This is a genomic window from Rhizorhabdus antheiae (assembly GCF_049889055.1).
In the GTDB taxonomy this organism is placed as follows: domain Bacteria; phylum Pseudomonadota; class Alphaproteobacteria; order Sphingomonadales; family Sphingomonadaceae; genus Rhizorhabdus.
Genome location: NZ_JBLTWO010000001.1, coordinates 707,723 through 733,586 on the forward strand (window position 1 = coordinate 707,723; position 25,864 = coordinate 733,586).

Here is a 25,864-nt window from a genome sequence, read left to right on the forward strand (position 1 = left end):
AGACGGGCCGCACCACAGGCCGGCGGCCGCAGGTCGACCGGCCCCTCCAAAAGGGAATGACATGAAACGCTCTGCCTTCGTCCAGCTGCTGCTGGCCGGAATATCCTTTGGCGCGCCCGTGATGGCGCAGACCGCCGCCGACGCCGCAGCCAATGCGGCCGATGGCGACATCGTCGTCACCGCGCAGCGCCGCCAGCAGCTCGCCACCGACGTGCCGATCAGCCTGACCGTGTTCGACGACAAGGCGATCACGCGCCAGAACGTCCAGGGCATCGACGACTATTTCTCGCAGACGCCGAACGTCAGCTTCACCTCGACCGGCGCGCGTGACCGCAAGGAAATCAGCATCCGCGGCATCACCAACCAGCTGAGCGCCGACGCGATCCCGAGGACGAGCACCTTCGGCTTCTACATCGACGAGTTCAACGTCTCGACCGGCACGGTGAACCCCGAGATCGTCGACATCGACCGGATCGAAGTGCTGCGCGGCCCGCAGGGCACCTATTTCGGCCGCAACTCGGTCGGCGGCGCGATCAACATCACGACCAAGCAGGCGAACACCCAGGAGTTCGAGGGCGAAGGCTCGATCGGCTATTCGAGCTTCGACACGCTCGACGTGCACGGCGTCGTCAACGTTCCGATCGTCACCGACAAGGCCGCGATCCGCGTGGTCGGCCGCCTGTCGAAGAGCGACGGCAACATCAAGAACATCAACCCGATCGGCGGCGGCAACGACTCCGACTATAAATATGGCAAGGCGATGCTGCGCCTGACGCCGACCGACCGTCTGACCGTCGACCTGACCGGCGTGTACACCAAGGAAAATGTCGGCATGCGCGTCGGCGTGCCCTCGGGCGTGCTCGGCTACACCGCGCTGCAGGTCGTCTATCCGGGCGTGACCAACCCGGTCGCCGATCCGGACGGCGTCGGCTTCTTCCCCGACAACGACAACAAGGTGAACTTCAACCGCCCGCAGAAGATCGGCACGGAGTTCTATTACTTCACCGGTCGCGCCAAGTGGGACTTCGACTTCGCCACGCTGACCAGCATCACCGGCTACATCCACTCCAAGCAGTTCCTGCAGGGTGACATCGACGGGTCGAGCAAGGACTATTATTACGAGACCAAGCCGATCAGCCGGTCCTCGTTCAGCCAGGAAGTCCGCCTGCAGTCGAACGACAATGGCAGCCCGCTGAGCTGGACCATCGGCGCGCTCTATGCGACCGACAAGGGCAGCATCAATCAGTTCACCTTCACCGGCACAGACAACCCCTTCGGTCTGCCCGCCGACCTGCAGATCACCTCGACCCAGAACCGCGGCAAGTCCGAGAGCTGGGCGATCTTCGGCGAAGGCGTGTACAAGCTGAACGACGCTTTGTCGGTGACGCTCGGCGGCCGCTACACCCACGAAAAGGTGACCGTAGCCCAGCTCAACACCTCGACCGGCGGCGTCAACGGCGTGGTCGACGACAGCGCGAGCTTCAACAATTTCTCGCCGCGCGTGACCGTCGCCTATGAGCTGGCCGATCGCACCAACCTCTACGCAACCGTCTCGCGCGGCTTCAAGGCGGGGGGCGTCCAGATCAACCCGTTGGTCAACGACACCTCCTATGCGCCGGAAAGCCTGTGGAACTATGAGGTCGGCTTCAAGACGCAGGCCTTCGATCGCCGCCTGCTGTTCAACGTCGCCGCCTTCTACATGGACTGGAAGAACCTCCAGACCGAGTTCGCGGTGGCCCGCGCCGACGCAGCCGGCAACATCACCTTCATCTCGGGCATCGAGAATGCGGCCAAGGCGCGCAGCTACGGCGCCGAGGCGGATGCGACGTTCAAGCTGACCCGCGACCTGCAGATGGGCGGCACCGTCGGCTATCTCAGCGCGGAATTCCGCAAATATGAGAATGCCTTCATCGACGGCCGGGTCATCGACCTGTCGGGCCGGCGCATGCCGAACTCGCCCAAGTGGACGCTGAGCGGCTTCGGCGAGTACAACTTCACCCCGGCCGAAGGCTTCGACAGCTTCGTCCGTGCGGAGTGGGTCTATCGCAGCTCGATCTACTCGGACAAGGCCGCGCTCCTGTATAACATCTGGCCGTACAAGGTGCCGGCGTTCAACCAGTGGAACCTGCGCGCGGGCTTTACCCGCGGCAATGTCGAGGTGCAGGCCTTCGTGGAGAATGTGTTCAAGAACAAGTACTTCACCAATGCCTATGAAAAGGCGTTCGCGGGCGGCCTCTATGTCGAGCCGTCGGTGCGCAACATCGGCACCCGCGTGACGTGGAAGTTCTGATCCACTGACATGCCCATGCCGGCCCGTCGTCGCCTTCCAGCGGCGGCGGGCCGGATGCGTTTGGGGCTCCTGACAGGGAGCGCCCTTCCATTACCCTCTTCCGCCTGCACCGACTCGTCATGCTATGCGTGCAGACATCGATAGCGGCTCCGCTCCGCCAGCTTGCCCGAAGGACCTCGACGCCGATGAAGACCGACCAGCGCTTCCTCCTTTCGCTCCTCGTCGCCGCTTCGACCCTGGCAAGCGCTAGCCTTGCGGCCACGCCAGCCATAGATCTTGATCGAGCGCCCCTGCCGCCGGTTCCGGTCTGGCACGGCAAGAGCGAGAAGCTGGCCGTCAAGCCGTCTGACCCATGGATTACCCCGGCCGAGAAGAGCGGCCTGACGGCAACCGCGACCTATGCCGAGACGGCTGCCTATCTCGACCGGCTCGCCGCCGCCTCGCCACTGATCCGCGTCGAGCGCTTCGCGAAGACCCCGCAGGGCCGCGACATGCTGCTGGTCGTCGCCAGCAAGGACGGCGCCACGCTCGATCCGGCCAAGCCACTGCTGCTGGTGCAGGCGGGCATCCATTCGGGCGAGATCGACGGCAAGGATGCCGGCATGATGCTGCTGCGCGACATCGCGCTGCGCGGCAAGGACTGGCTGCTCGACCGCGTCAACTTCGCGTTCGTGCCGATCTTCAATCTCGACGGGCATGAGCGCAGCTCGGCCTATAACCGCCCCAACCAGCGCGGGCCGGTGTCGCAGGGTTGGCGCACGACCGCGCAGAACATCAACCTGAACCGCGACTACATCAAGGCCGACGCGCCGGAGATGCAGGCGATGCTGGGGCTGTTCAACCGGTTCGATCCGACGCTCTACATGGACCTGCACGTCTCCGACGGGCTCGACTTCCAATATGACATCACCTTCGGCTGGCAGGAGCCGCAATATACGAAGTCGCCCGCGATCAACCGCTGGTTCGAGAACGTCTATCGCGGCCAGGCCGATGCCGGACTGAAAGGCGCGGGCCATGTCCCGGGGCCGCTGATCCTCGCCGCCGACGATCGCCATCCCGAAAAGGGCCTGATGCTGCCCGCCTTTCCGGCACGCTTTTCGCACGGCTATGGCGACCTGCGGCACATGCCGGCGGTGCTGGTCGAGAACCACTCTCTCAAGCCCTTCGGCCGCCGCGTACTCGGCACCTATGTGCTGCTCGAACAGACGCTGAAGACCCTCGCCAGCGACGGCGCGGCGCTCAAGGCCGCGATCGCTGCCGACCGCAAGGCGACCGGCCCCGAGGTGATCGCCTGGAAGGGAAAGGCAGATCCGGTCCGCACCATCGACTTCCTGCCGATGCAGGCGGACTATTACACCTCGCCGGCGTCGGGCGCCGAGGAAGTGCGCTGGCTCGCCAAGCCCGCCCCGGCAGCGGTCGTGCCGCTCTACGGCTCCGAAGCCGACGTGACCGTGACGCCGCCGGCCGCCTATTGGGTATCGGCGGTCGACCGCGAGGTGATCGACCGGCTCCGCCGCCACGGTGTCCAGATGGAGACGATCGACGCCCCGCGCACGGTGGACGTCGACATGATCCGCGTGGCCGATCCCAAGCTCGATGCCACCCCGACCGAGGGCCGCGTCATGGTCCACGCCGCCGGCTTCGCGCATGAACGGCGGCAGGAAACCTACCCCGCCGGATCGGTGCGCGTGCCGACCGACCAGCCGCTCGGCGCGCTGGCGACGATGCTGCTAGAGCCGCAGGGCGAGGACTCGCTCTTCACCTGGGGCTTCTTCCCCGCGCTGCTCCAGCGGACCGAATATATCGAGGGCTATGTCATCGCGCCGATGGCCGACGCGATGCTGCAGCGCGATCCGGCGCTCAAGGCGGCGTTCGACAAGAAGCTGGCCGAGGACCCTGCCTTCGCCGCCGACCCGCAGGCCCGCCTGACCTGGTTCTACGCACACACCCGCTATTATGACGCGCGCTACCTGCTCTATCCGGTGGGACGCGAGTTGGCTGGACGATAAGCCCCGGGGGGGGGGGCTCTATCCGGCCGACCCGGATCATGGCCGGGTCGGGTCGGGCACCCATTGGGCGAGTATGTCGGCGAGATCGCACGCAACCGGCCCCTCCAACTGGGGAAGCGTGGCGATAATCCAATTGCCGCTGCTATTGCCTTCGAGAAGCACGGGGCCGCTCGCGGTCGGGATGAAATCCCAATGAACCAGTGGGAGCGGAGGGAGTGCGTCCATCGCCCGGAGGGCCGCCGCCAAGGCAATGCCGAAGTCCGGCAAGACGCGCCCCTTCAGCGCAGCGCCGTTCCAAGGCAGCCGATCCAGTCTGTCGTTAGGACGTGACAGCCTTATACCTCGCATCATCCGGCCCGTCGAGACATCGACCGGCACGTACAGCGCACCATCGAGAAAATGCGCGGGATTCTGGCCGGGAACGCCAAGCGTCAGCATCGCGGAATGCACAAAGGGTTCGGCGCCAGGCCACCTGCCGGTGACGATCCGCAGCACCGGCGCCGGGTCGGCTACGGCGAGATCGACGAGATCGGGGGATGCCGTCAGGCGCTCCTGAACCAACAGATCATCAAATCGCACTGACCGCTGGAGCCGGTCCAGCAAAGTCGGCATCGGGACCGCCTGTCCATCGATTCGCCATTCGCCGGCATGCCCGTCCAAGGCAAAAGCGCCCCGGCCGCCATGACCATGCCGGGGTTTCAGGAACAAAGGGCGGTCGGGCAGCGCTGCGCTGGAAAAATCGATCGGCTTGCCTTGTTCGAGCACGCCGAAAAGAGTCGGGAAGGTGAGCGCAGCCTCCGCAAGCTTGGCGGCGGTGGCAAGCTTGTCGGCCAGAAGATGATGCGCCTCGGGCGATCCCAGCCGGGGCAGCAACAGCGCGGCAGCCCTGGCGGGCAGCGGATGGGGCGACGCATGTAGCGTCCGCCAAACATGCGCCTCCAGCGGCGTCGCGCCCGTGGCCACGCAATCGCGGTACAAGCGAACGGGCGCGACGCCCTCGATCCTCCGCGAGAAACGCAGCGCCGCGCCGAGCGCTGCCAGGGGCCACAGAAATTTGCTGGCGAAACCGACGGCCCCGTGAAGCGAGGGCGCACGCTCGCGGCGCCACGCACGCGCCGACCATGAGCGGAGGTGATATAGTGTCGGATCGCTCGCGCGGGCCAGGCCTTGGCCATCCCACGGCAGATTGTGCCAAAACCGCCTTGCCATGCCGATCGCGATGCCCAATCCGAGAAAGCTCAAAACTGAACGCTATGCCGGCATGACGCAACGCTTCCATTTCAGGAACCGAGAGACCGCTTTATGGCATGGTGGCGACCGGGCGGAAGACGAGCCGGACGGCGCGTCAAATATTATCCGAGGTGCTCCATGATCACGTCGATTGCCGATCTGCTGCATCCGAACGAGCCGGTGACGCTGCGCGCTGCGGCGGCAGACGGCAAGCGCCTCTTGCTCCACACCGATCGTGCCGCGCAATTCGCGAAGCTGATATCCTGGGAGCGGTTCAACGATCTTGTCACCGCCGACAAGGTTTTGGCGGGGGATATCGAATTCGCGCGCAACAATGCCATATTGCCGGCCGAAATGACGATCGTCCGGCCCAAGCGGCAAAGGCCCCCCACGCGCATGCGTGCCGCCGCGATCGACCATTATGCCCGGCAAGGCGTCAGTGTGGTCATCAACGGGCTCGACGAGATGGACGCCGAAATCCGACGATTGAATGCCATCGTAGAGCGCATGTTTCGCGCACGCGTTCAGGCCAATCTTTACGCCAGCTTCGGTCGCGACAGCGCCTTCAAGCCGCACTGGGACGATCATAATGTGCTGGTTCTGCAGCTCCACGGGAGGAAGCTGTGGCGCAGTTGGGGCCAGCCATGGCAGGCTCCCTTGTCGCGCAAGCTCTTCAAGGTTCCGGAGACCCTCGGCGAACCTGAATGGCAGGCCATACTCGACCCCGGCGACATCCTGTACCTCCCCCGTGGAGAAATTCACGCGGCGGAAATCACGCCGGGCGAGGACTCTATGCACCTGACAATCGGCATCGCTCCGCCCGGCTTTGATGCGCTCACGACGGCAATGGCGGAAGCGTGCCAAAGCGAGGTTATCGGACGTCAGGACCTGCCTATCCTGGCCGAGCGCGCGCAGTCAGATGCCTGGATGAGAGATGCCCGCGAGGCCCTGCATCGCGCTGTCGACAGACTGGACCTCGAACAGATCCTCGAGGCTCTCGACCGACGCGTCGAACCGATGCCTGCGGGATTCCTTGGCGCTGATCGGCGACTGGGCCCAGAAACCTTTATACTGCCAACACTCCGGCGCCCGCTGAGCGACGTCGACAAGGAAAAAGAAGAGCCGTGCGACGACCGCCTCGTGGTCAATGCCGGATCGCAGAGCTGGACCCTGGAGGGAACCGAGCGCCGCGTTCTGGATCAGATAATGAAGGACGGCGCCCCGACGCTTACGCATCTGGCCGCACGGCTGGCCAGCGACGGGGAGCCAAATGTCGAGGAGGCTGTGGTTCAATTAGCGCGTAAGGGACTGGTCCTTCTGCGAAGCCCGGCCGACCAGGTATGAAGGCAAAGAGCTATCAGGAACCCGCCTTCAGAAAGTCAGTCCCTTCGACGCCGGAATCGCCACCGCCATGGGTGATGGCGCTGATGTCCGCATCCTCGATCACCGGAGCAGACCACCGCTTGCGCATATCATTCCCAACAGCTTCGGAGAGAGGCCCGCTGATCTTGTCGTTTCCCATGTGAACCCTCTCTTCCAAGCGACTTTCGGCCGTCTGCCCTTAAACCACGGCTATATGCCGCTACCGATACTGAGCAGCACTTAGTCGAAAAACTCTCTGACGGAAAGTCTTGCCTTTGCAGCCCCCGCCTCGCATCGAGAATAGATGACAGATAGCGATCGCCCGCCTCCCCGTCAGTACCGGCTGTCCGGCTTGACTGTGCGATCCGACTTCGAACTGCCGATGCGGACCTCCAGGCCTTCCGATGACCTACGTCCACCCGACGTGCTCTTCGAATTGGGAGAAGCTCCGGAGAGCCTTCCCCACTTTTCTCATCGTGGCCCGAACTGGACCGCCAACCAGAGAAGCTTTCTGCTGGATTTGCCCGGCATCGGGCGGTTCCTCTCTGAGGATGGGTGCCGATTGATGTTGCGCCCGGCGCCTGGCGCATTTTTGGATGACATCGCGGTCTTCGCAACAGGCACGGCCATGGCTGCCATCCTGTACCAGCGCGGGGCGATGCTTCTCCACGCCTCTGCGGTGGTCCATGACGGAAGGGCCTTTCTGTTCTGCGGTGCCAGCGGATCGGGGAAATCCACGATCGCCGGAGCGCTCGTCCAGGCGGGCGCCACTTTTCTCGCGGACGATGTCTGCTCGATCGACCAGTCCGCCGGGCGCCCGCCCGTGGTTCTGACCGACGGACGGTGCCTCCGCCTCTATCCCGACAGCATCGACCAAGTCGGTTTGCGGGACGGCGTAGGGGATCGCGTGCGCCGACGGATCGACAAATTTCACGTGACGCCCGCCGCGACCTCGCACGCCGTCCAGGAATACGCTCCCCTTGGCGGCATATACATCCTTTCCAACTCCACTGCCGCTGCGCCGCCGGGCGTCAGGCCGATGCCGCTGCTGGAAGCCGCTCAGTCCTTGCTGCATCACACCTACCGGCGGCGGCTGGCGCTGGCTTATGGGCGCGAGGGCCAGGTGGCCCGAGACGCGGCCCGCCTTCTTTCGCAGGTTCCGGTGTTCCACCTTCGTCGTCCGCTCGATTTTGATCGCCTCGATGAGAGCGTCGCGATGATCAGGAGACACTGGGCCAGCCGGGGTTGAGGAGGCGAGTCTATGGCTGATTTTCCCGCAGGGCTGGTGTGGCTCGCCTCCTATCCCAAATCCGGCAATACCTGGATGCGTATCCTGCTGGCGAACTTGCTGGCCGGTGCGGAACGGCCCGCCGACATCAACAACCTTGCCGAGCCCGAGACGCTCGTGAGCCAATGGCGCTTCGCGGACGACATGCTGGTCGACCCGGACCTGCTGGACAAGCGCGAGCTTGAACGCCTGAGACCCCTGCAATGCGACTTTGCGGCTATGAACGTTTCGCGCCCCTTCTTCTGCAAGACGCATGACAGGTTCTGGATGAAAACGGGCGAACCGACGCTGGGGACTTCGGCGCGCCGCGCGCTCTATATCGTTCGCGACCCGCGCGACGTCGCCATATCGCTCAGCTATCACTCCAGCCTGACCATCGACGCCGCGATTGCACAGATGATGGACCCGAAGGCGCATTCTGCGGGCCGCGTGCAACTCCCTTATGCGGTAGGAGATTGGGGCTGCCACGTCATGAGCTGGACGACGCAACGCGTCGTCGAGACCAAGGTCGTGCGCTACGAAGATCTTCACGCGGACACGATCGGTACCTTGAGCGGCATCGTCGACTTCGTGGGCGGACAAGCGAGTCAGGAGGAAATTCGCCGGGCGGTCAGCCATAGCAGCTTCGAAGAATTGCAGCGGCAGGAGGCGAGCAAGGGATTCCGCGAAAGCCGGCCGGGGCAGCAGCGCTTTTTTCGCGCCGGCCGCGTCGCAGACTGGCGCGAAACCCTGACCCCACAACAAGCTCACACGATCGAAAACCATTTCGCTGACGTCATGTCGATGCATGGTTACGTGGGCTCGACCTGACGCCATGGTCGCCGCCATTCCGTGCAGGGCGGACGCAGATACTATCGAGGGAAAAGAGGATATGGGCCAGAAATTTCATCGCAAGAGTGACGTGTTCGAGGCTGAAGTCGAAGAGTCGGTGGTGCTGCTGCTCAACGCGGACACGGGCAGCTACCATTCGCTGAACCCCGTGGCCGGACGTATCTGGGAGTTGCTTGCGGAGCCAATCGACGAAGACTCGATCATCACGCAACTGGTCGAGGAATTCGCCGTGACAGTGGAAGAGTGCCGGCGCGAGGTGGCGGCCTTCCTGCCGGCATTGCGTGCACGCGGCCTGATCGTCGACGTCTGAGCCATGCGGCTGATCGCCGGGGTCCTGCAACTCGACGGCCGCCCCGCCGAACCGAACGTGCTGGCGCGGATGGCCAGCGCGATGACGCCACCCGGGTTGCACCCGTCGCTTGCGCGATGGCTTGAAGGACCGGTTGGTCTGCTCGCGCTGGATTTCTCGGGAGACGAAGGCCCCCTTCCTGAGAGTGGCGGATGGACCGTAGTGCCGGATCTCCGACTCGACCGACCGAGCGGGCCTGCCCATGTCGATCTGGTGCGCGCGATCGATAATCATGGGCCCGACTTCCCCGACCGACTGGATGGCGACTTCGCCGTAGCGCTGTGGCACCGGGGACGCGGCGAGCTTTGGCTCGGCAGAGACTTCATCGGCGTCAGGCCGCTGGCGTGGACGTGGCAGAGCGGTCGCCATTTCGCCTTCGCGAGTCTGCCCAAGGGGTTGCACGGTTCGGGACTGGCCTCGTCGGCGCCCGACCCCGTGGCGCTCGCGAGAAAGGCGAGCCAGACATATTTCTCCGGAGCGGACAGCGGATTTACGGATATCCGCTATCTTGAGGCCGGGCATAGCCTGTGCCTCCGAATCGGAGAGGACCGCCAACCGCAGCCACACCGAGCCTATCGGCCCTGCGCCTCGCAGGTGGGGCAGTGGCGCGGCACGCCGGAACAGGCGGCGACACAGCTGCGCGCGCTTGTGGAGGAAGCGGTTACGGTCCGGATGCCGACGAGCGGCCCCATTGCCACGCATCTGACCGGAGGGTTGGACAGTTCATCGATCACCGTTCTTGCCGCGAGGCGCGCCCGCGAACGAGGCGAGAGTATCGTCGCCCTGAACCGTGGCACCGAGATCATGTTCGGCCCGGAAGAGCTCGACGAGCGTCCGTTGATCGAAGAGGTGCTGCGGCAGGAAGCGAACATCAGCTATCGCTTCATACCCGATGTTCTGCCGATGCCGGGCCGGCAAGCCGACCCGGATTGGCCAGGCGGCATGATCGGCGATGGCGACGACCTGATCATGGAAACGGCGGCGGCCGCGGGAGCCGACCGCCTCCTGAGTGGGGTCGGCGGAGACGAAGGCGCGACCTATAATGGAGCGCGGCTTTATCTTTCCCTGCTGAAAACCGGGCGATGGCCGACCTTGCTGCGGGAAATGAGAGCCCGGGCGGTCGCGGGCCGCATCTCGCTGCCCCGCGTCCTCTATCGCCAGTTGGGAGCGCCACTGCTCGCGGCCGTCCTGGGAGGCAACCGGCCCGGCCCCGCCGACAGCCGGCTGGGCGCCACGCGCTACCTCGCCCCCACGATCGTCGAGCGCGTCAATGCCGGCCGGCTACGGCCGGTTCTGCACAGCAACCGGGCGGAGGACAGGGTGCGCGCCTTTGCCGACCATCACATCCCGTCGCGCTGCACCTATTATTCGGTGGTGGCGGCGCGCCATGGCATTGCGGTCAGCTTTCCCCTGCTCGACCGGCGCATCGTCGATTTCGCTTTGTCGCTCCCGCTGCACCTGTTGGTCGGCGAAGGCCTCGGCAGGCAGCCCTTCCGGCGCGCCATGCGCGGCATCTTGCCCGAGCGGGTGCGCCTGACCAACGCCAAGGTCGGACTGTTCGACCAGCGTTTCCGGCAATATGCGCAGCTCCGCCCGGTCCTGCTGGACGATGTCGCGCACCTGCGCGCGCTCGGCCTGCCGTCCATATCGGAAATGTTCGACCTCGATGCCATCAGCGCCGGCATCGAAAGCTTCCCTGCCGTCGAGGACATCGCCGATCGCTCAGCGCGGGGCGAGCGCGTGCTGGGTAAATCGCCATGGGTGCTGGTCTACGCCCTGAATGCTCTGATCATGGCCCGGGAGATCGCCGACAAGGCCGCAGCGCAGACGGACCTCCGCGCCACCTAGCCGCCCCAGCCCGTGAAGTGCAGCCAGATCAGCTCGAGGAACGGCAGCGGATGGGCTGTACCGAGGGGGCCGAGCGGCAGGCAGTAGAGCAGGAAGATTGCAGTCAGCGCAGGCGATGCCGGCGGCAAACGCCAGCCCAGGCGGGCGACGCCGATCAGCAGCGTCAGCGCCACCGCGAACAGGCCCAGGCTTGCCCAGCGGAAATAGTCGAAGCCGAGCGGAAAGAGCAGCAGCGTCGCCGTCGGGGGCAGGAAATAGCGCAACAGGCTGGCGCGGTTGTGGCGCAGCACCGCGAACAGCAGGACGAAGGGCGCGAGCGTGTAGAAGGCGAGCGCGGCCTGTTCATAGGGCTTGAGCGCGATCGGTACCTCGATCACCCCGCGCGACCAGACAGTGGTGCCGCTGCCGGGGCGAGCGTCGAGCAGCGCCAGCTGCGCCGCGTCGAGATTGCCCCACAGCCCGACCGCGCCCAGCGCCAACGCGCCGGGCAACAGGCACGCCACCATGTCGGCCGGACGGGACCGGGTGGCGAACAGGGCGACGGCGAGCGGCCCGACCCCGTAGAAGAAAACCGCTTCATGGACGAGGCCGGCAATGCCGAAGATCAGCCCGGCGAGGCGCGGGCGCCCGTTCAGGACCAGTGCGACCGCGACCAGCAGCAGCGCGATGTTGAGCGCGTCATAGCGCCCGATATCGTGCGCGATCTCCATCAGACCGGCGGGCGAGAGCAGCAGCGCCGCAAGAACGCAGGCGCCGAGGCCCGCCTCCTCTCTGCGAAGCGGCCGGGCATGAAGCCGGTCGAGCAGCAGGATCATCACCGCGAAGATCGCGAGCGACAATCCGGTCGCGATGGCCGCGCCGGTGGCAGCATCGACGACCGGGGCGGAGAAGACCGGATAGAGCAGCGTGCCCACCAGTGCACGCTTGGCGAAGCCGAAGTCGACATAGTTGACATAGAACTGCTTGAGCAGCCACGGCCCGACCAGCGGCCGATCGGCGCCGAGCCGGAAATAGAGATTGGCGAGCGAGCCGACCGCGAGCGACAGCAAAGCCAGCAGCAGAAAGTGGCGCAAGGCCATCCGTCCTGCCTCCTGCCCGATCCCCCTACGCTCCATCCCCGTCCCCGTCAGATGCTCAGCTTCTTGAACAACCCTTCGGGTATCGCCCGAATGATGGCCATGATCCAGCGCCACAGCGGGCGGACATAAACGACATCCGTCTTCCGCTCGACCGCGCGCCAGATGGCCTGCGCGACCTCCTCTGGCCGGGCGGTGAGCGCGGGCGGCAACGCCATTCCCTCGGTCATCCGCGTATCGACGAAGCCGGGCAGGACGCTGACGACGTGGACGCCGGTCTTGCCGAAACGGTTGCGCAGGCCCGAGAGGAAGGCGGTCATCCCCGCCTTGGCCGAGCCATAGACATAGTTGGACGCCCGCCCCCGCTCACCCGCGACCGAGCTGATGCCGACAATGACGCCCTGGCCGCGGCTGGCGAACGCCTCCGCGAGGGCGCCCAGCAGCAGGGCCGGCCCCTCATAATTGGCGCGCATCACCCGTTCGGCGGCGGTCGGATCGATCTCGCTTTCCCGCTGGTCGCCGAGAAGACCGACCGCACAGACGACCACATCGGGCAGCACCGACAGGCCGGCGAGCAGCGCTGCGCGATCCCGCGCCTCGGTCACGTCGCAGCGATGGATCGACACGGCGACGCGGTGACGCAGTTCCAGGTCGGCCGCCATCGCGCCGAGGGCCGCCTCATCGCGGCCGGCGAGCTGCACTGCATAGCCGGCAGCAGAGAAGCGCCGCGCAGTCGCGGCGGCGATGTCCGACGATGCGCCGAGAACGAGAAGGGTGCGCGTCACAGTCCGAGCCTTTCCGACATATACGAGCGTAACGGCCCGACCATGCCTCCGTCGCGCCGCCAGCGCGCGAAGGCAAGCCCGCGCGGATCGAGTGCGGCCATTTCCGCCTCGGTCATCTGTGCATCTTTGGCAAGATAGAGCCGCCCGCCATGATCGCGGGTCATCGCGCGAAGCTCGGCGGTCAGCGCCTCGGTCCGTCGGCCAACGGGGAAATCGAGCGCGAGCGTGTAGCCTTCCATCGGGAAAGAGAAGGGCCCCTCCTCCGGTCCCATCTGCTTGAGCACGGCGAGGAAGGAGCCGGTGCCGGAAGCCGCGATCCGCGAGAGCATCGCGGTGAGCCCCGCCTGTGCACTGACAAGCGGAAGCACGCACTGGAACTGGACGAAGCCACGCCGGCCATAGATGCGGTTCCATCGCAGGATCGCATCGAGCGGATAGAAATAGCCGTCGATCGGGACCAGCGCTTCGCCCGCGCGGCGGCGATTGCGCGCATGATAGAGCGCGTTGAAGGCGCGGACGACCGGCCCGCCGACCAGACTGAAAGGCGGGGTCAACGGCACGTCGAGCGTCGGGCCGCGACGCCGTGCGAAGGGGGTGGCGGCGACATCCTCGGGCAATTCCTCGACGCGGGCATGTTCGCCCAGCATCAGGATCGAGCGACCGAGCGAGCGGCCCGAGGCGAGCGTGTCGATCCACGCCACCGAATAGGTCGCCTCGGCGCTCGCCTCGAACGCGTCCATCGTCTCGGCCAGCGAGAAGGTCGGGATGGTCCGCTGCCGGATCCAAGCGCTTTCGACCGGGCGCAGCCGCACCGCCGCGCGCAGGATCGTGCCGGTCAGCCCCATGCCACCCATCGTCCAGTGAAACAGCTCGGCATGGTCGTCGGGAGAGCAACGCCGCTCGATGCCGTCGGGGCCGAGCAGGTCGAACCAGGCGACGTGGCGCCGGAAGCTCCCTTCGCCATGGTGGTTCTTGCCATGAACGTCGGCCGCGATCGCACCGCCGAGGGTAACAAACTTCGTGCCCGGCGTGACCACCGGAAACCAGCCGCGCGGCAGGAAGATGTCGATGATCTCGGCCAGGGTCAGCCCGGCTTCGGCGACCAACAGCCCCGTCGCATGATCGAATGCGATCAGCCGGTCGAGCCGGCGCATGTCGACAGTGGTCGACAGCCCGATCGCGGCATCGCCATAGGCCCGGCCATTGCCGCGCGCGACCGTGCCCGCCGGATCGAGCAGGGCCGGCACGTCCGCCGGCTGTCCGGCGCGACGCAACCGCGTGGCGCGGGGGGGATAGAGCCCCCAGCCGCTGAGCTCGACCCGATCAGCCATGCCCCGTGGTCACAACAAGCCGAAGCCGGTGGCGCTGCCTGCGACGATGATGACCATCAGCAGCGCGCAGCAGAGGCTGACGCGGTCGGTCGCCGCAAAGACGATCGGATCGTCGTGCATATTGCCGCGATTGGCGACCATCGCCATCCGGCTGATCCAGTAGAGCAGGATGGCGCAGCTGCCCCACAGCAATTCGGGAAAGGCGTAGAGCCGGTCGACCGCCGTCGAGTTCAGATAGAGGGCGAGGACGAGCACCGCGACATAGCCCGACGAGATCGCCATCTGCGACACGGTTGCGAGGTCGCCGCTGTGATAGCCGCGCCCGTGCAGCGTGCGACCGCCATCGGCGAGGCTGTCGACGATCTCCGCCTGGCGCTTGATCGCTGCCAGCGAAAAGAACAGGAACAGGGTGAAGGCCAGCATCCACATCGACAGCGGTACCTGCGCCGCCACCGCACCGGCGATCACGCGCAAGGTGTAGAGACCGGCCAGCGTGCAGATGTCTACCACCACCTTGCGCTTGAGCCACAGCGAATAGGCGGTGGTCGCGATATGGTAGAAGAGCAGCACGCCCAGAAAGGCCCCCCCCACCACCGCGCCCAATGCAACGCCGCCCGCAAACAGGCCGATCACCATCCAGCTGGCCTGCTCGATCGGGATCGTGCCAGCCGCGAAGGGCCGCAGCCGCTTGCGCGGATGGGCGCGGTCCGAGCTGAGGTCGAGCAGGTCGTTGAGCACATAGACGCTCGACGCGATCAACGAAAAGGCGAGGAAGGCCAGGCACCCCGCGCGCAGCGTCGCCAGATCGGACTGGTGCGCGCCGATGATCGGCAGGAAGACCAGCGGATTCTTCGCCCATTGGTGGACGCGGATCGCGCGCAGATAATCTGCGATGCGGGCCTTCGGCCGGGACAGCGTCTCGTGCCCCGGATAGAGACCGGCGAGCCGCGTCGAGAGGCGGCGACCGGGGTTGCAGGCGATCACCATGCGCGCCTTGCCCCATACCGGGAGGTCGGCGGGGCTGTCGCCGATATAAGCGAAGCCACCCTCGCCATAGCGCTCGCACAGCCGACGCGCCTTGGTCGCACCCTTGAGATTTTCGTCGCGGCCGGATGCCATCACCTCGTCGAACAGGCCGAGATGATCGGCGATCAACCGCGCCAGCCGCTCGCTCGTGGCGGTGACCAGCGCCACGCGTCCACCCCGGGCTCGCCAGCCGCGAATATGGTCGATCACCCCCTGGTCATAAGGCAGCGTCGCGGGATCGATGCGGGCATGCTCGGCAAGCACATGCTTGATCCGCGAACGGCCGCCGGGAAGCGCCATCAGCAATTGGACCAGCACCGCCCACCGCTGCGCCAGTGCCGACCAGAAGCTCTCGTAGAGCATGTTCGAACGCAGCAACGTACCGTCGAGGTCGACCGCCAAGACCGGCAGGACTTCCTTGTCCAAACTGCTTCCCCCGTAGGCCACTGGTCAGACGGATCACGCCGACGCTGCGTCCGTCTATAACCGGTTGCGACTGTGCATCAATCGCCTGCGGATGACGGCCGTCGGCGACTGCCTGACGGCACTTGTTGTTACACGGTAATTCATCTGGAGGCGATCTCGCTCTTACCCATCTGAATCGATTGGATGTTGTTCAATGGGCATGGAAAGGGCAGATGCATAACGACCAATTGCCATGGGTCGGAGATGAAGCAAGCGGTGCCGCGGTATCGGGCATAACGGCGTGCTTCGTGGCTATCACAGTTGCGCCCTGCCATCGAAAGGGCGGGCACTGAAGGAGGGGCGAGCATTGAAGGATCGGGGCGTGAAAGAAATCTGGATAGTCCGCCGATTATGGCTTGTTCCGATTATAATACTTGGCTTTATCTATGCCGTCATTCTCGGCAGATCAGCTTTTTTCGGATTCGCCACCGACGATTTCTTTCTAGTAAACTTAACCTATGGGGAAGCGATCTATCATACGCTGCACGGGCCTCACTTTCGTCCGCTATGGTTTTTGAGATATCCGTTTCTAAACAGTTTGTTCGGCCAAAACGCTTTTGTCCATCACATCGTCAATCTTATTCTACATGCGGCAAATTGCGTTTTGGCCTTCCTGTGGCTGAGGACGAGCTTGGGGGCGGCCAAGGCGAGCTTCGCGGTGCTGGTCTGGACAATGCTGCCTCAAACGGCTTTCCCAATAGTATGGATATCTCAGCGCAACGACGCCCTTATGAGTTTCTTTCTTCTGCTCAGCCTAGTCGTTCATGGACAGAGACATCGAATTTCAGCTTATCTTCTTTATGTTCTAGCGTTTCTCAGCAAGGTAACGTGCATGTTCTTTCCTGCTGTCTTCATGACAACAAAGGGACTGTGTCGGACTAGGGGCGATTTTATCGCGGGACTAATGTTGTTAATATTATCCGTGGCGATTGCAGCCTATTCCTTTCAGAATATGGAGGCGTCTGAGCATCTGGCTCATCTTAGTCCTGCCATGCGAGCTGCCAACCATTGTAAAAATTTGGTTCTTGGCTGGTTTACGCTGATCGTCCCGATTCCCTTTTTCGCAAACACCCTGCTCGCTCTTGCCTATTTCATATTTGCAGCGGGTACCACTTGGTTGCTGATAAAGTGTCCCATCAAATCTTCGACAACATACCAACTACTCATTTTTTCTATCGCAATGTCATTGCCTTTAGCGATAACGAGCGAAGTCCGCATTACCTATTTGCAGAGCTTGTTTTTAACCGGTGCAATTTTTTCGGCTGTCAATTCAGCGATGATTGCGGCAAGTCGTCAAGCTAAAGCGGTACTGGCAATGACTGCAGTAGCTGGCCTCATATACGCTTGTCCTGCAACCTTTCTTATAACAGAGAAATTCAACTCTAATGAATATTCGGTCAATCAGCCATCCAATCAACCTTATATAATGTATTATCTCGTAGATTTTTACGGATGGTTCAGGGATTTCCAAAAAGAAATTCTGAAACGCAAATAGCGCACTGTTGTCATTCGAGATTGCAAGGAAGGATTGAATGTGGGCCCAGGCCCAATTTTAACCTTGCATTATATCAAAAGCTATCGCCTCTTCAATTTGATATGGCGGGTGGCTGTACCTGCCTGGCCCTTCAGGCCCACTTGCCGTCGACCGCACGTTAATCCAATCAAGATCACCCTCTGGAGCGTCACTGCATCTGATCATGTGCGCTTGCCCGCAGCGCAGGCGGCGCCTACAGCGCCGGTGCGGCCATCCTGCCGCGAGGGGACGGCAGATGGAACGGCGGGTGAGCCCGGTGGCGATCTATGTCGTGATCGCCTGCATGGCCGCGCTGCTCAACATCGGCGCGCAGATGGCGAGCGTCGCCGTCTACAAGGGACGCTTCTACGTCGAGCTTTCGATGATCGTCGGGCTGGCGACGGTGCTGCCCGTCAAATATCTGCTCGAGAAGCTGTTCGTCTTTTCCTTCGCCTCGCGCGGACTGTTCCACGATGCGCGGCTGTTCACGCTGTACACGGTGCTCGGCGGCATCACGACGCTGGTGTTCGTGGCGGTCGAATATCTGTTCCACCTGCTCTTTGCGGGAGAGGCGATGCGCTATGTCGGCGCCGCGCTCGGCCTCGCGCTGGGCCATCTGCTCAAATATCAGCTCGACAAGCGCTTCGTCTTCGCCAGCCGCTGAGCGCGCGGAGCCTTCCTCCATCACCCCGCACTCTTGTCTTGTCGAAGCGGGCGCTCTACCGGGCCCCCATGGGGTGGCTGCGGCAAGTCTGGATGCGCGTCGTGCCGATCATGCTGATCGGCATGCTGTTCGGCGCGCTCGCACCACAGGGCTTCATGCCACGCGTCGGCGAAAATGGCCTGAGCATCATCCTCTGTTCCGGCAGCGGAGACGTGGAAGCGCGGATCGGCAAGGCAGACCCGCTCTACGCCAAGATCGCGGCGATCAAGGCAGCGATGGCGGACGACGCGGATCGGCACGACGGCAACGACGAGCAGGCGACCATGCCGCACTGCGCTTTCGCAGGCGCCGCCATGGCCGCGCTTTTGCCAGCGCAGCCGGTCGTGGCGCTGCCGCAGTCCTTCGCAGCGCTTGCCCCCGAGACGATCACCACTATCGGGCTGAGCCGCCATCGCGCCGCCACGCCGCCCGCCACGGGTCCGCCCCTCCTGATCTGACGCTTCGCGCCGGCGCTTTGCCGGCCCAACGCTCTCAGTTCAGGACATCAAGATGCGCATTCACGCAAGGACCTGCGCCGCCCTTCTGGGCGGAACCCTCTGTGCCACAGTCTCCTTTCCGCTCGCCGCCCAGGGCATCGGGCAGCGGCAGGACGCCATCATCGTCACCGGCACCAAGCCGGGTACGCCAACTGCCCCCTCCGCCGAGCAGGCGCGCAAGACGCTCGAGCGCATTCCGGGAGCCATCGGTTTCGTCGAGGACGACGTCTTTGCCGACGACTTCGCCCAGAGCATCGGCGATACGCTCGCACTGACACCCGGCGTCTTCGCCGACACGAGCGCGCAGCGCGAGAGCCGCATCTCGATCCGCGGTTCGGGCCTGAACTCCGGCTTCGAACGGCGCGGCCTGACCGTGCTGCGCGACGGCGTGCCGATCAGCCGGGCGAGCGGCAGCACCGAGTTCCAGGAGGTCGATCCGTTGACCATCCGCTATCTGGAGGTGTTCAAAGGCGCCAATGGTCTGCGCTATGGCGCGGCGTCACTGGGCGGCGCGGTCAATGTCGTCAGCCCGACCGGACGCACCGCGCGAGCCCCCTTCACGGCCAAGGTCGAGGGCGGCAGTTTCTCGACGCTGCGCGCCAACATGTCGCTGTCGGGCGTGTCGGGCGACGTCGACTATTATGGCGGGATCACGGGCCTGCGCACCAACGGCTATCGCGAGCATAGCGATGTGCGCAGCGTCTACGGCCATGGCAATATCGGCTGGCGGGTCAGCGACAGCGTCGAAACCCGCTTCTTCGTGACCGCGCTCAGTGACAATTTCGAGCTGGCCGGATCTCTCCGGCTTGCCGACGCGCTGGCCAATCCGAAGGCAGCCGGACGGCCGGTGCAGATCGGCCCGTTCTTCCCCGGCGGTCCGGTCACCGTCCTCGATCCGGGGCCGGTCGCGGACGACTGGGATCGCAATCTCGACGTCTATCGCGTCTCCAATCTCACTGCGATCGACCTTGACCTCGCCAAGCTCGAACTGGGCGGCTGGTATGCGAAGCGCATCCTCGACCATGCGATCACGCGTTTCGCGGGCATCATCGCGCAGAATGAAGACGAAGTGGGCGTGTCCACGCGCCTGACCGGCACTTTCGCCTTCCTCGGCGGCGAGAGCAGTTGGACGCTCGGCGGCAGCTACGCCTACGCAACCAACGACGCGAAGACCTATGCGAACCTATCGGGCAAGCGCGGCGCGCTTCGGACGCGATCGGACCAGGATTCCTCGATGGTCATTGTCTATGGCGAGGCGCAGCTGGCGCTGGCCCCGATGCTCGATGCGGTGCTGGGCGGGCAATATGCCCGGGCGACGCGCGATGTCGACGGCAAGCTCGCCACCGTCAGCGGCCGCCGCAGCTACGAACAGTTCAACCCCCGCATCGGCCTCATCGCCGATCTCGGCGGCAGCGCCCAGCTTTACGGCAATGTCAGCCGCAGCTTCGAACCGCCGAGCCTGGCCGACGTGACCTCGGGCGGGACCGCTCCCTTTGCGCCGCTCGATCCGCAGCGTGCGACGACCTTCGAAATCGGCACCCGTGGACAGAAGGGTGTCATCGCCTGGGACATCGCCATCTATCGCGCTGACGTCGAAAATGAGTTTGTCGACGTCGCGATCAACAATGGCGCGTCCTCGGTTACCGGCAATGCGAAGCGGACGCTGCACCAGGGCATCGAGCTGGGCGTCGACCTGTTCGTCGCGCGGGACCTGCTCGAATCCCGGGGACAGACATTGCGGCTGAGCACGGCCTATACCTTCAACGATTTCCGCTTCCGGGGCGACGCCGCCTATGGGAACAACCGGCTGCCGGGCGTTCCGCGCCACGTCGTGATTTCGGAAGTTCGCTTCGATCAGAAAGAGCGCTTCTACGTCTCGGCCAACCTCCGCTGGATCCTCGACGGGCCCTGGTCGGACTATGCGAATACCGAACGCGCGCCCGGCTATGAGCTGGTCGGGCTGACGGCAGGCGTCAACCTGACCGAGCGGCTGAAGCTGTTCGGATCGGTCGAGAATCTGTTCGACGTGCGCCACATCTCGAACGTCGCGACCGCAGGCAATCAGTCGAGGGAAAGGCTGGCCATCTACACGCCCGGCCAGGGCCGCGCACTCTATGCCGGCCTGAGCATCGGCCTCTGACAGCGAAGGGAACAGCATCATGGCAAGCAAGACGAAGATCGCGCGCTGGTCCTTCAGCAAGCATCAGTGGCTGGCACTGGTTGGCGGGATCAGCCTCCTCCTGTGGGGACTGTCCGGGCTGACGCACATCGCCATGGTGCTGTTCGGCCCGCAACAGGCGCAGTTCATGCCGCCGCGCGCGCCGCTGGACCTTCAGGGGGCGCCACCGGTGGCCGACATGCTCGGTCGGGCCGGCCTGAGCCAGGCCGTCGCGGTCCGCACGGTGCCCTATGACGGCCGGAGCCTGCTTCAGGTGACCACCGATCCGCGTGCCGAGCGCCGTTACTTCGATCCGGCGTCGGGCGCCGAATTGCCGGGGCAGGATGCCCGCCAGGCCGAATATCTGGCGCGCTACTTTCTGAAGGAGGAGCGGCCGATCAGCTCGATCACGCTCCAGACCGGGTTCGACGCCGACTATGGCTGGGTCAACCGGCTGCTGCCGGTGTGGAAGATCCGCTTCGCCGGCGACGACCGGCTCACCGCTTATGTCCACACCGAGACGAGCAGCCTCGCCGCTGTCAACAACCGCACCAAGGGCTGGCTGCAGACGATATTCCGCGCGCTGCACAGCTGGGAATGGGTTCCGCCGTCGATGACGTGGCTGAAGGTCGTCGTCGCGGGCGCGATGGTCGGCAGCCTGGCCGCGCTCGCGCTGACCGGTATCGCCATGCTCGTGACGGTCCGGCGCAAGAAGCGGCTGCCGGGGGCGAAGGGCTGGCACCGCGTCGCAGGATATGTTCTCGCCCTGCCGCTGATCATGTTCTCGCTGAGCGGCATCTATCATCTGGTGCAGGGGGCGATCGCCCCGCCCGCCGGGCAGATGCGGATGGCGGCGCCCATCGACCTGAGCCAGGGACGCTTCCCGATTGGCGCGCAATGGTCCGAGCTGACCCGGGGCCTGAAGGTCGACTCGCTGTCGCTGGTCGAGGGTGCGGGCGGGCGTCCGCTCTATCGCCTGGGCCTGGCACGCGACGAGGCGATGCCGAAGGGCGAGCATGACCATGGCGCAGCACCTGCCGCCAAAGGCGATCATGCCGGCCATGGCGATCATATGGGCCATGCCATGCCGAAGACCGCGATCGAAATCCGGGCCGCGCGCTTCGAGGGCGTCCAGCCGACCGGCCCGGCGCTCTACATCGATGCGCAGACCGGCGCGGCCGCGCCACAGGGCGATCGCGAGCTCGCCCGGATGCTGGCCACCCGCTATGCTGGCGTAAGCGAGGACAAGATTAGCGACATGCGGCTCATCACCCGCTTCGGCCCCGACTATGATTTCCGCAACAAGCGCCTGCCCGTCTGGCGGGTCGACTATGCCGCGCCGGTCAATGCGACCCTGTTCGTCGACACTGCGACCGGGGCGCTGGCCGACCGGGTCGAGCATTGGCAGCTGCCCGAGCGCTATGTGTTCAGCTTCATCCACAAGTGGAACTTCCTGTTCCCGCTGGGCAAGATCGGAATGAATGCCGTTGTCGGTGGGTTCATGATCGCGCTGCTGATCTTCATGGGCGTGATCGGGCTACAGCTTTATCTGCGCCTGCGCCGCGCCCGGCGCTGAGGACGGGAAGGGGGCTCAGCCGGCAATCCGGATGAGCCCCTCCTGCGCGACCGAGGCGACGACGCGCCCTGCCCGGTCGAAGATGGTGCCCCGCCCCAGTGTCCGCGCACCGCCGGCATAGGGGCTGTCCATAGCGTAGAGCAGCCAGTCGTCGGCGCGAAAGCGCTGATGGAACCAGATGGCATGGTCGAGGCTGGCATCCTGCAGGTCGTGCGCCGACCAGCTGATGCCGAGCGGCAACAACCCCGTATGCATGATGTAGAGGTCGGAGGCGAAGGCCAGCATCCGCTGATGCTCGGCCGGATCGTCGCCCATCGGATCGCGCAGGCGGAACCAGAAGGAGCGGCGCGCGCGCGCGCGGGGCGGATCGATCGTCACGAAGGGCTCGACCGCGCGATAGTCGATGCCGATGTCCCGATCCCAGAAGACGATGCGGTGCGGCGGCATGTACGGCAGCGCGGCGGCAATGACCTCATCCTGCGGAACGATCGATTCAGGATCGGGCACGTCGGGCATGATGGCGCCGTGCGTTGCCCCCTCCTCCGCCACATGAAAGGATGCGGACATGGTCAGGATCAGTATGCCCTCCTGCCGCGCCTCGATCCGTCGCGCCGAGAAGCTGCGCCCATCGGCGTCGCGCAAGACCGTGAAATCGATCGGCTGGTCGGTCCGCCCGGCGCGGACGAAATAGGCGTGGCAGCTATGAGCGAGCTTTTCGACCGACACCGTCGACTGCGCCGCCGCCAGCGCCTGAGCGAGGACCTGGCCGCCATAGAGCCGGAACAGCGGGCCGCCCGACGCCGGCGCGCGCAAGGCGCCGTCGGACCCTTCGCCGAAGTCGAACAGCTCCGAAAATCTGTGTCTCACGCGATCCAGCCCCGCTTATGTCCGGCGGACAGCCTTGGCAAAAGCCGCCGTCCGGGGGAAAGAGAAAAACGAACAGGAGAGCCCCGATGTCCGAACCCGCCGCCTTCACCCCCGTGCGCCCGACGCGCTGCTTCGAGGATCTTGCGGTGGGTGAACGGCGCGTGTCGGCGCCGCGCACCGTGACCCGCGAGGAGATGCTGGACTTCGCCCGCCAATGGGACCCGCAATGGTTTCACAGCGACGCCGATCTCGCCACCCAGTCGGTGTTCGGCGAGGTGATCGCATCGGGCATCCACGTCCTGGCGCTGTGGCGTCAGATGGACCACGAGATCAATTCGGACATCGATTTCGTCTGCGGCATCGGCTGGGACGAGTTCCGGCTGAAGAAAGCCGTGCGCGCGGGCGACACGATCCACGTCACTTCGGAGATCGTCGAACTGCGCCCGTCGACCTCGCGCGAGGACCGGGGGACCGCCATCACCCGCTATGCCGTGATCAACCAGCGCGGCGAGGAGGCGGTCAGCTTCACCAGCATCAATCTGGTCTATACGCGGTCCGGCCGGAACAGCCGCGAGGCGAGCGCATCGGCCTCGGCATAGGCCGTCGCCATGACCGGCTCCACAGCTTCCGGCGGACCGAAGGTCGGCTTGACGTGGATCGTTTCGATATCGGTGACGCCGATGAAGCCCAGCCAGCCGGTCAGGAAAGCGTGCTGATGGTCGAGCGCCGCCATCGGCCCGCCGGGGCGAATGTCCAGCGCGCCCGAGGTGATGAGCACCGCCTTGCGGCCCGCCGCCAGCCCCTCGCCCTGCCCGTCGACCACGCGGAAGCTCATGCCCGGCTGGGTGACAAGATCGACATAGTGCTTGAGCGGATAGGGAATGCCGAAATTCCACATCGGCACCGTCATCACCCAGCCGTCGAAGGACAGGAAATGCTCGATCAGCCGGCCGATCGCACCCCATTGCGCCTCGACCGACGGATCGACCGCCTCACCCGCGATCAGCGCATAGCGCCCTTCGATCGTCGCGCCGTCGAAGGCCGGAAGCTCGGCCTCGAACAGGTTGAGATACTCGACCTCGATGTCCGGACGCTGCGCCAGCAGCCGCTCGGCGACCATGTTCGAGCGCGAGCGGGGCCCGCGAGGGCTGGCGTCGAGGTGCAACAGCTTAGGCATCGGGCATCTCCACCAGAACGTCGTCGCCCTCGATACTGACCGGGAAGACGGTGATCGGCTTGCGCGTCAGCGTGCCGTTCGGCTCGCCGGTGCGCATGTCGAAGCGCACCCCGTGAAGCGGGCAGAAGATGTGCGGCCCCTTCACCTTGCCGCCCTCGAGATGGGCAAGCGCGTGGCTGCACATATTCTCCACCGCGAACACCCCGGCGGCGGTGCGGCAGAGCAGTACCGATGTGCCGCAGGCGTCGAACGCCTTGTTGCCCCCTTCCGGGACCTCCGCCAGGGCGGCGACGCGCTGGAGCGCCATCAGCGCCTCTGGTCGAAGCGCCGGCCGAGCAGCGCGGAGGCGATGTTGACCTTCTGGATGTCGATCGCACCACCGGCGATGCCCCAGCCCCAGCTGTCGCGCAGCCGGCGTTCCATCGGGAAATCCTTGGAATAGCCATAGGCGCCCATCAGCTGGACGGCGTCGCCGGCCACTTCGCGTGCGATCGAATTGGCGAAGCATTTGGCGGTCGAGCTGTCGAGGATCGACGGCAGGCCATCCTCGGCATTCGCCGCTGCGCGCCAGATCAGCAGCCGGGCCGCGTCGACCTTCATGTGCATTTCGGCGAGCTTCAGCTGGACCGCCTGGAACTCGACGATCGGCTTGCCGAACTGGCGGCGTTCCTGGACATAGGCGGTCACGTCCTCGAGCGCGCCCGATGCCTGACCGAGCGCCATGGTGGCATTGCCGCAGCGTTCGAGGTCGAAGGTCTCCATCAGCTTCTTGAAGCCGCCGGCCGGCACGACGATGTTGTCGAGCGGGATTTCCACATCGTCGAAATTGAGGTCGGCCGAGGGCACGCCGCGGAAGCCCATCAGCTGCTCGTTCGGTCCGAAGGTGAAGCCGGGCGTGTCCTTCTCGACCAGCACCGCGCCGATCGCCTTGGGCCCCGGATCGTCGGACAGGCGACAATAGACCAGATAGGCATCGGCATGGCCGCCGCCCGAGCACCAGCGCTTGGTGCCGTTGAGGACGAGCTTGTCGCCCTTGACCACACCCTTGGTCTTAAGGTCGGTCAGCGCCGAGCCGGCATCCGGCTCGGACATGCCGATCGCGACGACCATCTCGCCCTTGCAGACGGCGGGGACGATGCGCTGCTTCAGGCTGTCCGAGGCGAAATGCTCGATCGCCCGCACCGGGCCGACCGAGGATTCGAAGATCGGGAAGGCGACCGCCGAGGAAATCTTGGCGAACTCCTCGAGAACGATCAGCGCCTCGAGATTGCCGAGACCGAGACCGCCCAGTTCGGCCGGCACGTTGATGCCGAGAAAGCCCATCTCGGCGAAGCGATGCACGAGCTCATGGCTCGGCGGCTTGTTGTCGCGCTCGCATTCCGCAGCGATGGCCGGCAGTTCGGCGCGCGCGAAGGTCCTGGCGGCCTCGCGCAGTTCCTCCTGCTCGGGCGTGAGCCTGAAATCCATGATAACCCCTCCCAGA

General features: G+C 64.9%; 23 protein-coding genes. 13 read left to right on the top strand and 10 right to left on the bottom strand.

The genetic code is table 11. The features are described 5' to 3' along the window. The first annotated feature begins 61 nt into the window (after positions 1 to 61). Both ACNI3R_RS03285 and ACNI3R_RS03290 read left to right on the top strand, forming a co-directional pair. Positions 62 to 2,290, top strand: coding sequence for a TonB-dependent receptor (locus tag ACNI3R_RS03285; protein WP_426179856.1), 2,229 nt, complete (start codon positions 62 to 64; stop codon positions 2,288 to 2,290). 185 nt (positions 2,291 to 2,475) lie between these two features. Then, complete coding sequence (locus tag ACNI3R_RS03290) at positions 2,476 to 4,299, top strand: M14 family metallopeptidase (protein ID WP_426179858.1); 1,824 nt, start codon at positions 2,476 to 2,478, stop codon at positions 4,297 to 4,299. A 36-nt stretch (positions 4,300 to 4,335) separates the two neighbouring features. On the opposite strand, the gene ACNI3R_RS03295 is transcribed toward ACNI3R_RS03290, so the two are convergent. Next, entirely contained in the window at positions 4,336 to 5,508 is a 1,173-nt protein-coding gene (locus ACNI3R_RS03295) for a sugar-transfer associated ATP-grasp domain-containing protein (protein WP_426179860.1), read from the bottom strand. Positions 5,509 to 5,667: 159 nt separating this feature from the next. On the opposite strand from ACNI3R_RS03295, the gene ACNI3R_RS03300 reads away from it, so the two are divergent. Continuing rightward, the gene (locus tag ACNI3R_RS03300; protein WP_426179862.1) at positions 5,668 to 6,873 is read left to right on the top strand and encodes a JmjC domain-containing protein; all 1,206 of its coding nucleotides are present in this window, start codon (positions 5,668 to 5,670) and stop codon (positions 6,871 to 6,873) included. 13 nt (positions 6,874 to 6,886) lie between these two features. On the opposite strand, the gene ACNI3R_RS03305 is transcribed toward ACNI3R_RS03300, so the two are convergent. Beyond that, positions 6,887 to 7,051 carry a hypothetical protein gene (locus ACNI3R_RS03305; RefSeq protein WP_426179864.1) on the bottom strand — a complete coding sequence of 55 codons (165 nt, stop codon included), beginning with the start codon at positions 7,049 to 7,051 and terminating at the stop codon, positions 6,887 to 6,889. 144 nt (positions 7,052 to 7,195) lie between these two features. Here ACNI3R_RS03305 and ACNI3R_RS03310 point away from each other — a divergent pair, with 144 nt between their 5' ends. The 4 genes from ACNI3R_RS03310 to ACNI3R_RS03325 all read left to right on the top strand — a co-directional run bounded on the left by ACNI3R_RS03310 (position 7,196) and on the right by ACNI3R_RS03325 (position 11,207). Then, positions 7,196 to 8,140, top strand: a complete 945-nt coding sequence (locus ACNI3R_RS03310) for a hypothetical protein (RefSeq protein WP_426179865.1) — start codon at positions 7,196 to 7,198, stop codon at positions 8,138 to 8,140. A 12-nt stretch (positions 8,141 to 8,152) separates the two neighbouring features. Beyond that, the gene (locus ACNI3R_RS03315; protein WP_426179867.1) at positions 8,153 to 8,989 is read left to right on the top strand and encodes a sulfotransferase domain-containing protein; all 837 of its coding nucleotides are present in this window, start codon (positions 8,153 to 8,155) and stop codon (positions 8,987 to 8,989) included. Positions 8,990 to 9,050: 61 nt separating this feature from the next. Continuing rightward, the gene (locus tag ACNI3R_RS03320) at positions 9,051 to 9,320 is read left to right on the top strand and encodes a PqqD family protein (protein ID WP_426179869.1); all 270 of its coding nucleotides are present in this window, start codon (positions 9,051 to 9,053) and stop codon (positions 9,318 to 9,320) included. A 3-nt stretch (positions 9,321 to 9,323) separates the two neighbouring features. Further along, on the top strand, positions 9,324 to 11,207 hold the full coding sequence (locus tag ACNI3R_RS03325; protein WP_426179870.1) for an asparagine synthase-related protein: 1,884 nt from the start codon (positions 9,324 to 9,326) through the stop codon (positions 11,205 to 11,207). On the opposite strand, the gene ACNI3R_RS03330 is transcribed toward ACNI3R_RS03325, so the two are convergent. From ACNI3R_RS03330 to ACNI3R_RS03345, 4 genes are read right to left on the bottom strand one after another with little or no spacing between them, the layout of a single operon-like run. Continuing rightward, entirely contained in the window at positions 11,204 to 12,286 is a 1,083-nt protein-coding gene (locus tag ACNI3R_RS03330; protein WP_426179872.1) for a hypothetical protein, read from the bottom strand. The two genes, ACNI3R_RS03325 and ACNI3R_RS03330, sit on opposite strands and share 4 nt — an antisense overlap. Positions 12,287 to 12,333: 47 nt before the next feature. Further along, positions 12,334 to 13,068: an SDR family oxidoreductase gene (locus ACNI3R_RS03335; RefSeq protein ID WP_426179873.1), complete on the bottom strand. Its 735-nt coding sequence runs from the start codon at positions 13,066 to 13,068 to the stop codon at positions 12,334 to 12,336. After that, positions 13,065 to 14,399, bottom strand: a complete 1,335-nt coding sequence (locus tag ACNI3R_RS03340) for an FAD-binding protein (protein ID WP_426179875.1) — start codon at positions 14,397 to 14,399, stop codon at positions 13,065 to 13,067. Before ACNI3R_RS03340 ends, ACNI3R_RS03335 begins: the two co-directional genes overlap by 4 nt. Before the next feature lie 9 nt (positions 14,400 to 14,408). Continuing rightward, positions 14,409 to 15,851 carry a UbiA family prenyltransferase gene (locus ACNI3R_RS03345; protein ID WP_426179876.1) on the bottom strand — a complete coding sequence of 481 codons (1,443 nt, stop codon included), beginning with the start codon at positions 15,849 to 15,851 and terminating at the stop codon, positions 14,409 to 14,411. A 361-nt stretch (positions 15,852 to 16,212) separates the two neighbouring features. Between ACNI3R_RS03345 and ACNI3R_RS03350 the strand changes: the two genes are divergently transcribed. The 5 genes from ACNI3R_RS03350 to ACNI3R_RS03370 all read left to right on the top strand — a co-directional run bounded on the left by ACNI3R_RS03350 (position 16,213) and on the right by ACNI3R_RS03370 (position 22,337). Further along, a complete protein-coding gene (locus ACNI3R_RS03350) occupies positions 16,213 to 17,385 on the top strand; it encodes a hypothetical protein (protein WP_426179878.1) in 1,173 nt (390 codons plus the stop codon). A gap of 274 nt (positions 17,386 to 17,659) precedes the next feature. Further along, a complete protein-coding gene (locus ACNI3R_RS03355) occupies positions 17,660 to 18,067 on the top strand; it encodes a GtrA family protein (RefSeq protein ID WP_426179879.1) in 408 nt (135 codons plus the stop codon). A gap of 92 nt (positions 18,068 to 18,159) precedes the next feature. Then, on the top strand, positions 18,160 to 18,564 hold the full coding sequence (locus ACNI3R_RS03360) for a DUF2946 family protein (protein ID WP_426179881.1): 405 nt from the start codon (positions 18,160 to 18,162) through the stop codon (positions 18,562 to 18,564). Between the two features lie 52 nt (positions 18,565 to 18,616). Beyond that, on the top strand, positions 18,617 to 20,743 hold the full coding sequence (locus tag ACNI3R_RS03365) for a TonB-dependent receptor family protein (RefSeq protein ID WP_426179883.1): 2,127 nt from the start codon (positions 18,617 to 18,619) through the stop codon (positions 20,741 to 20,743). Positions 20,744 to 20,762: 19 nt separating this feature from the next. Next, positions 20,763 to 22,337 (top strand): PepSY domain-containing protein, encoded by a 1,575-nt coding sequence (locus ACNI3R_RS03370; RefSeq protein WP_426179885.1) that lies wholly within the window; start codon positions 20,763 to 20,765, stop codon positions 22,335 to 22,337. A 15-nt stretch (positions 22,338 to 22,352) separates the two neighbouring features. Here the strand turns inward: ACNI3R_RS03370 and ACNI3R_RS03375 are convergent, their stop codons facing one another. Next, positions 22,353 to 23,204: an acyl-CoA thioesterase gene (locus tag ACNI3R_RS03375; protein WP_426179887.1), complete on the bottom strand. Its 852-nt coding sequence runs from the start codon at positions 23,202 to 23,204 to the stop codon at positions 22,353 to 22,355. Between the two features lie 86 nt (positions 23,205 to 23,290). On the opposite strand from ACNI3R_RS03375, the gene ACNI3R_RS03380 reads away from it, so the two are divergent. After that, complete coding sequence (locus ACNI3R_RS03380; protein ID WP_426179888.1) at positions 23,291 to 23,803, top strand: MaoC family dehydratase; 513 nt, start codon at positions 23,291 to 23,293, stop codon at positions 23,801 to 23,803. Here ACNI3R_RS03380 and ACNI3R_RS03385 read toward each other — a convergent pair. Genes ACNI3R_RS03385 through ACNI3R_RS03395 form a run of 3 tightly spaced genes read right to left on the bottom strand, consistent with a single transcriptional unit; the run spans position 23,749 to position 25,848 of the window. Further along, a complete protein-coding gene (locus ACNI3R_RS03385; protein WP_426179890.1) occupies positions 23,749 to 24,381 on the bottom strand; it encodes an FMN-dependent NADH-azoreductase in 633 nt (210 codons plus the stop codon). The two genes, ACNI3R_RS03380 and ACNI3R_RS03385, sit on opposite strands and share 55 nt — an antisense overlap. Then, positions 24,374 to 24,688 (bottom strand): Rieske (2Fe-2S) protein, encoded by a 315-nt coding sequence (locus tag ACNI3R_RS03390; protein WP_426179891.1) that lies wholly within the window; start codon positions 24,686 to 24,688, stop codon positions 24,374 to 24,376. Before ACNI3R_RS03390 ends, ACNI3R_RS03385 begins: the two co-directional genes overlap by 8 nt. Next, on the bottom strand, positions 24,688 to 25,848 hold the full coding sequence (locus ACNI3R_RS03395) for an acyl-CoA dehydrogenase family protein (RefSeq protein ID WP_165323791.1): 1,161 nt from the start codon (positions 25,846 to 25,848) through the stop codon (positions 24,688 to 24,690). The genes ACNI3R_RS03390 and ACNI3R_RS03395 overlap by 1 nt, the downstream gene beginning before the upstream one ends. Between the last annotated feature and the right edge of the window lie 16 nt (positions 25,849 to 25,864).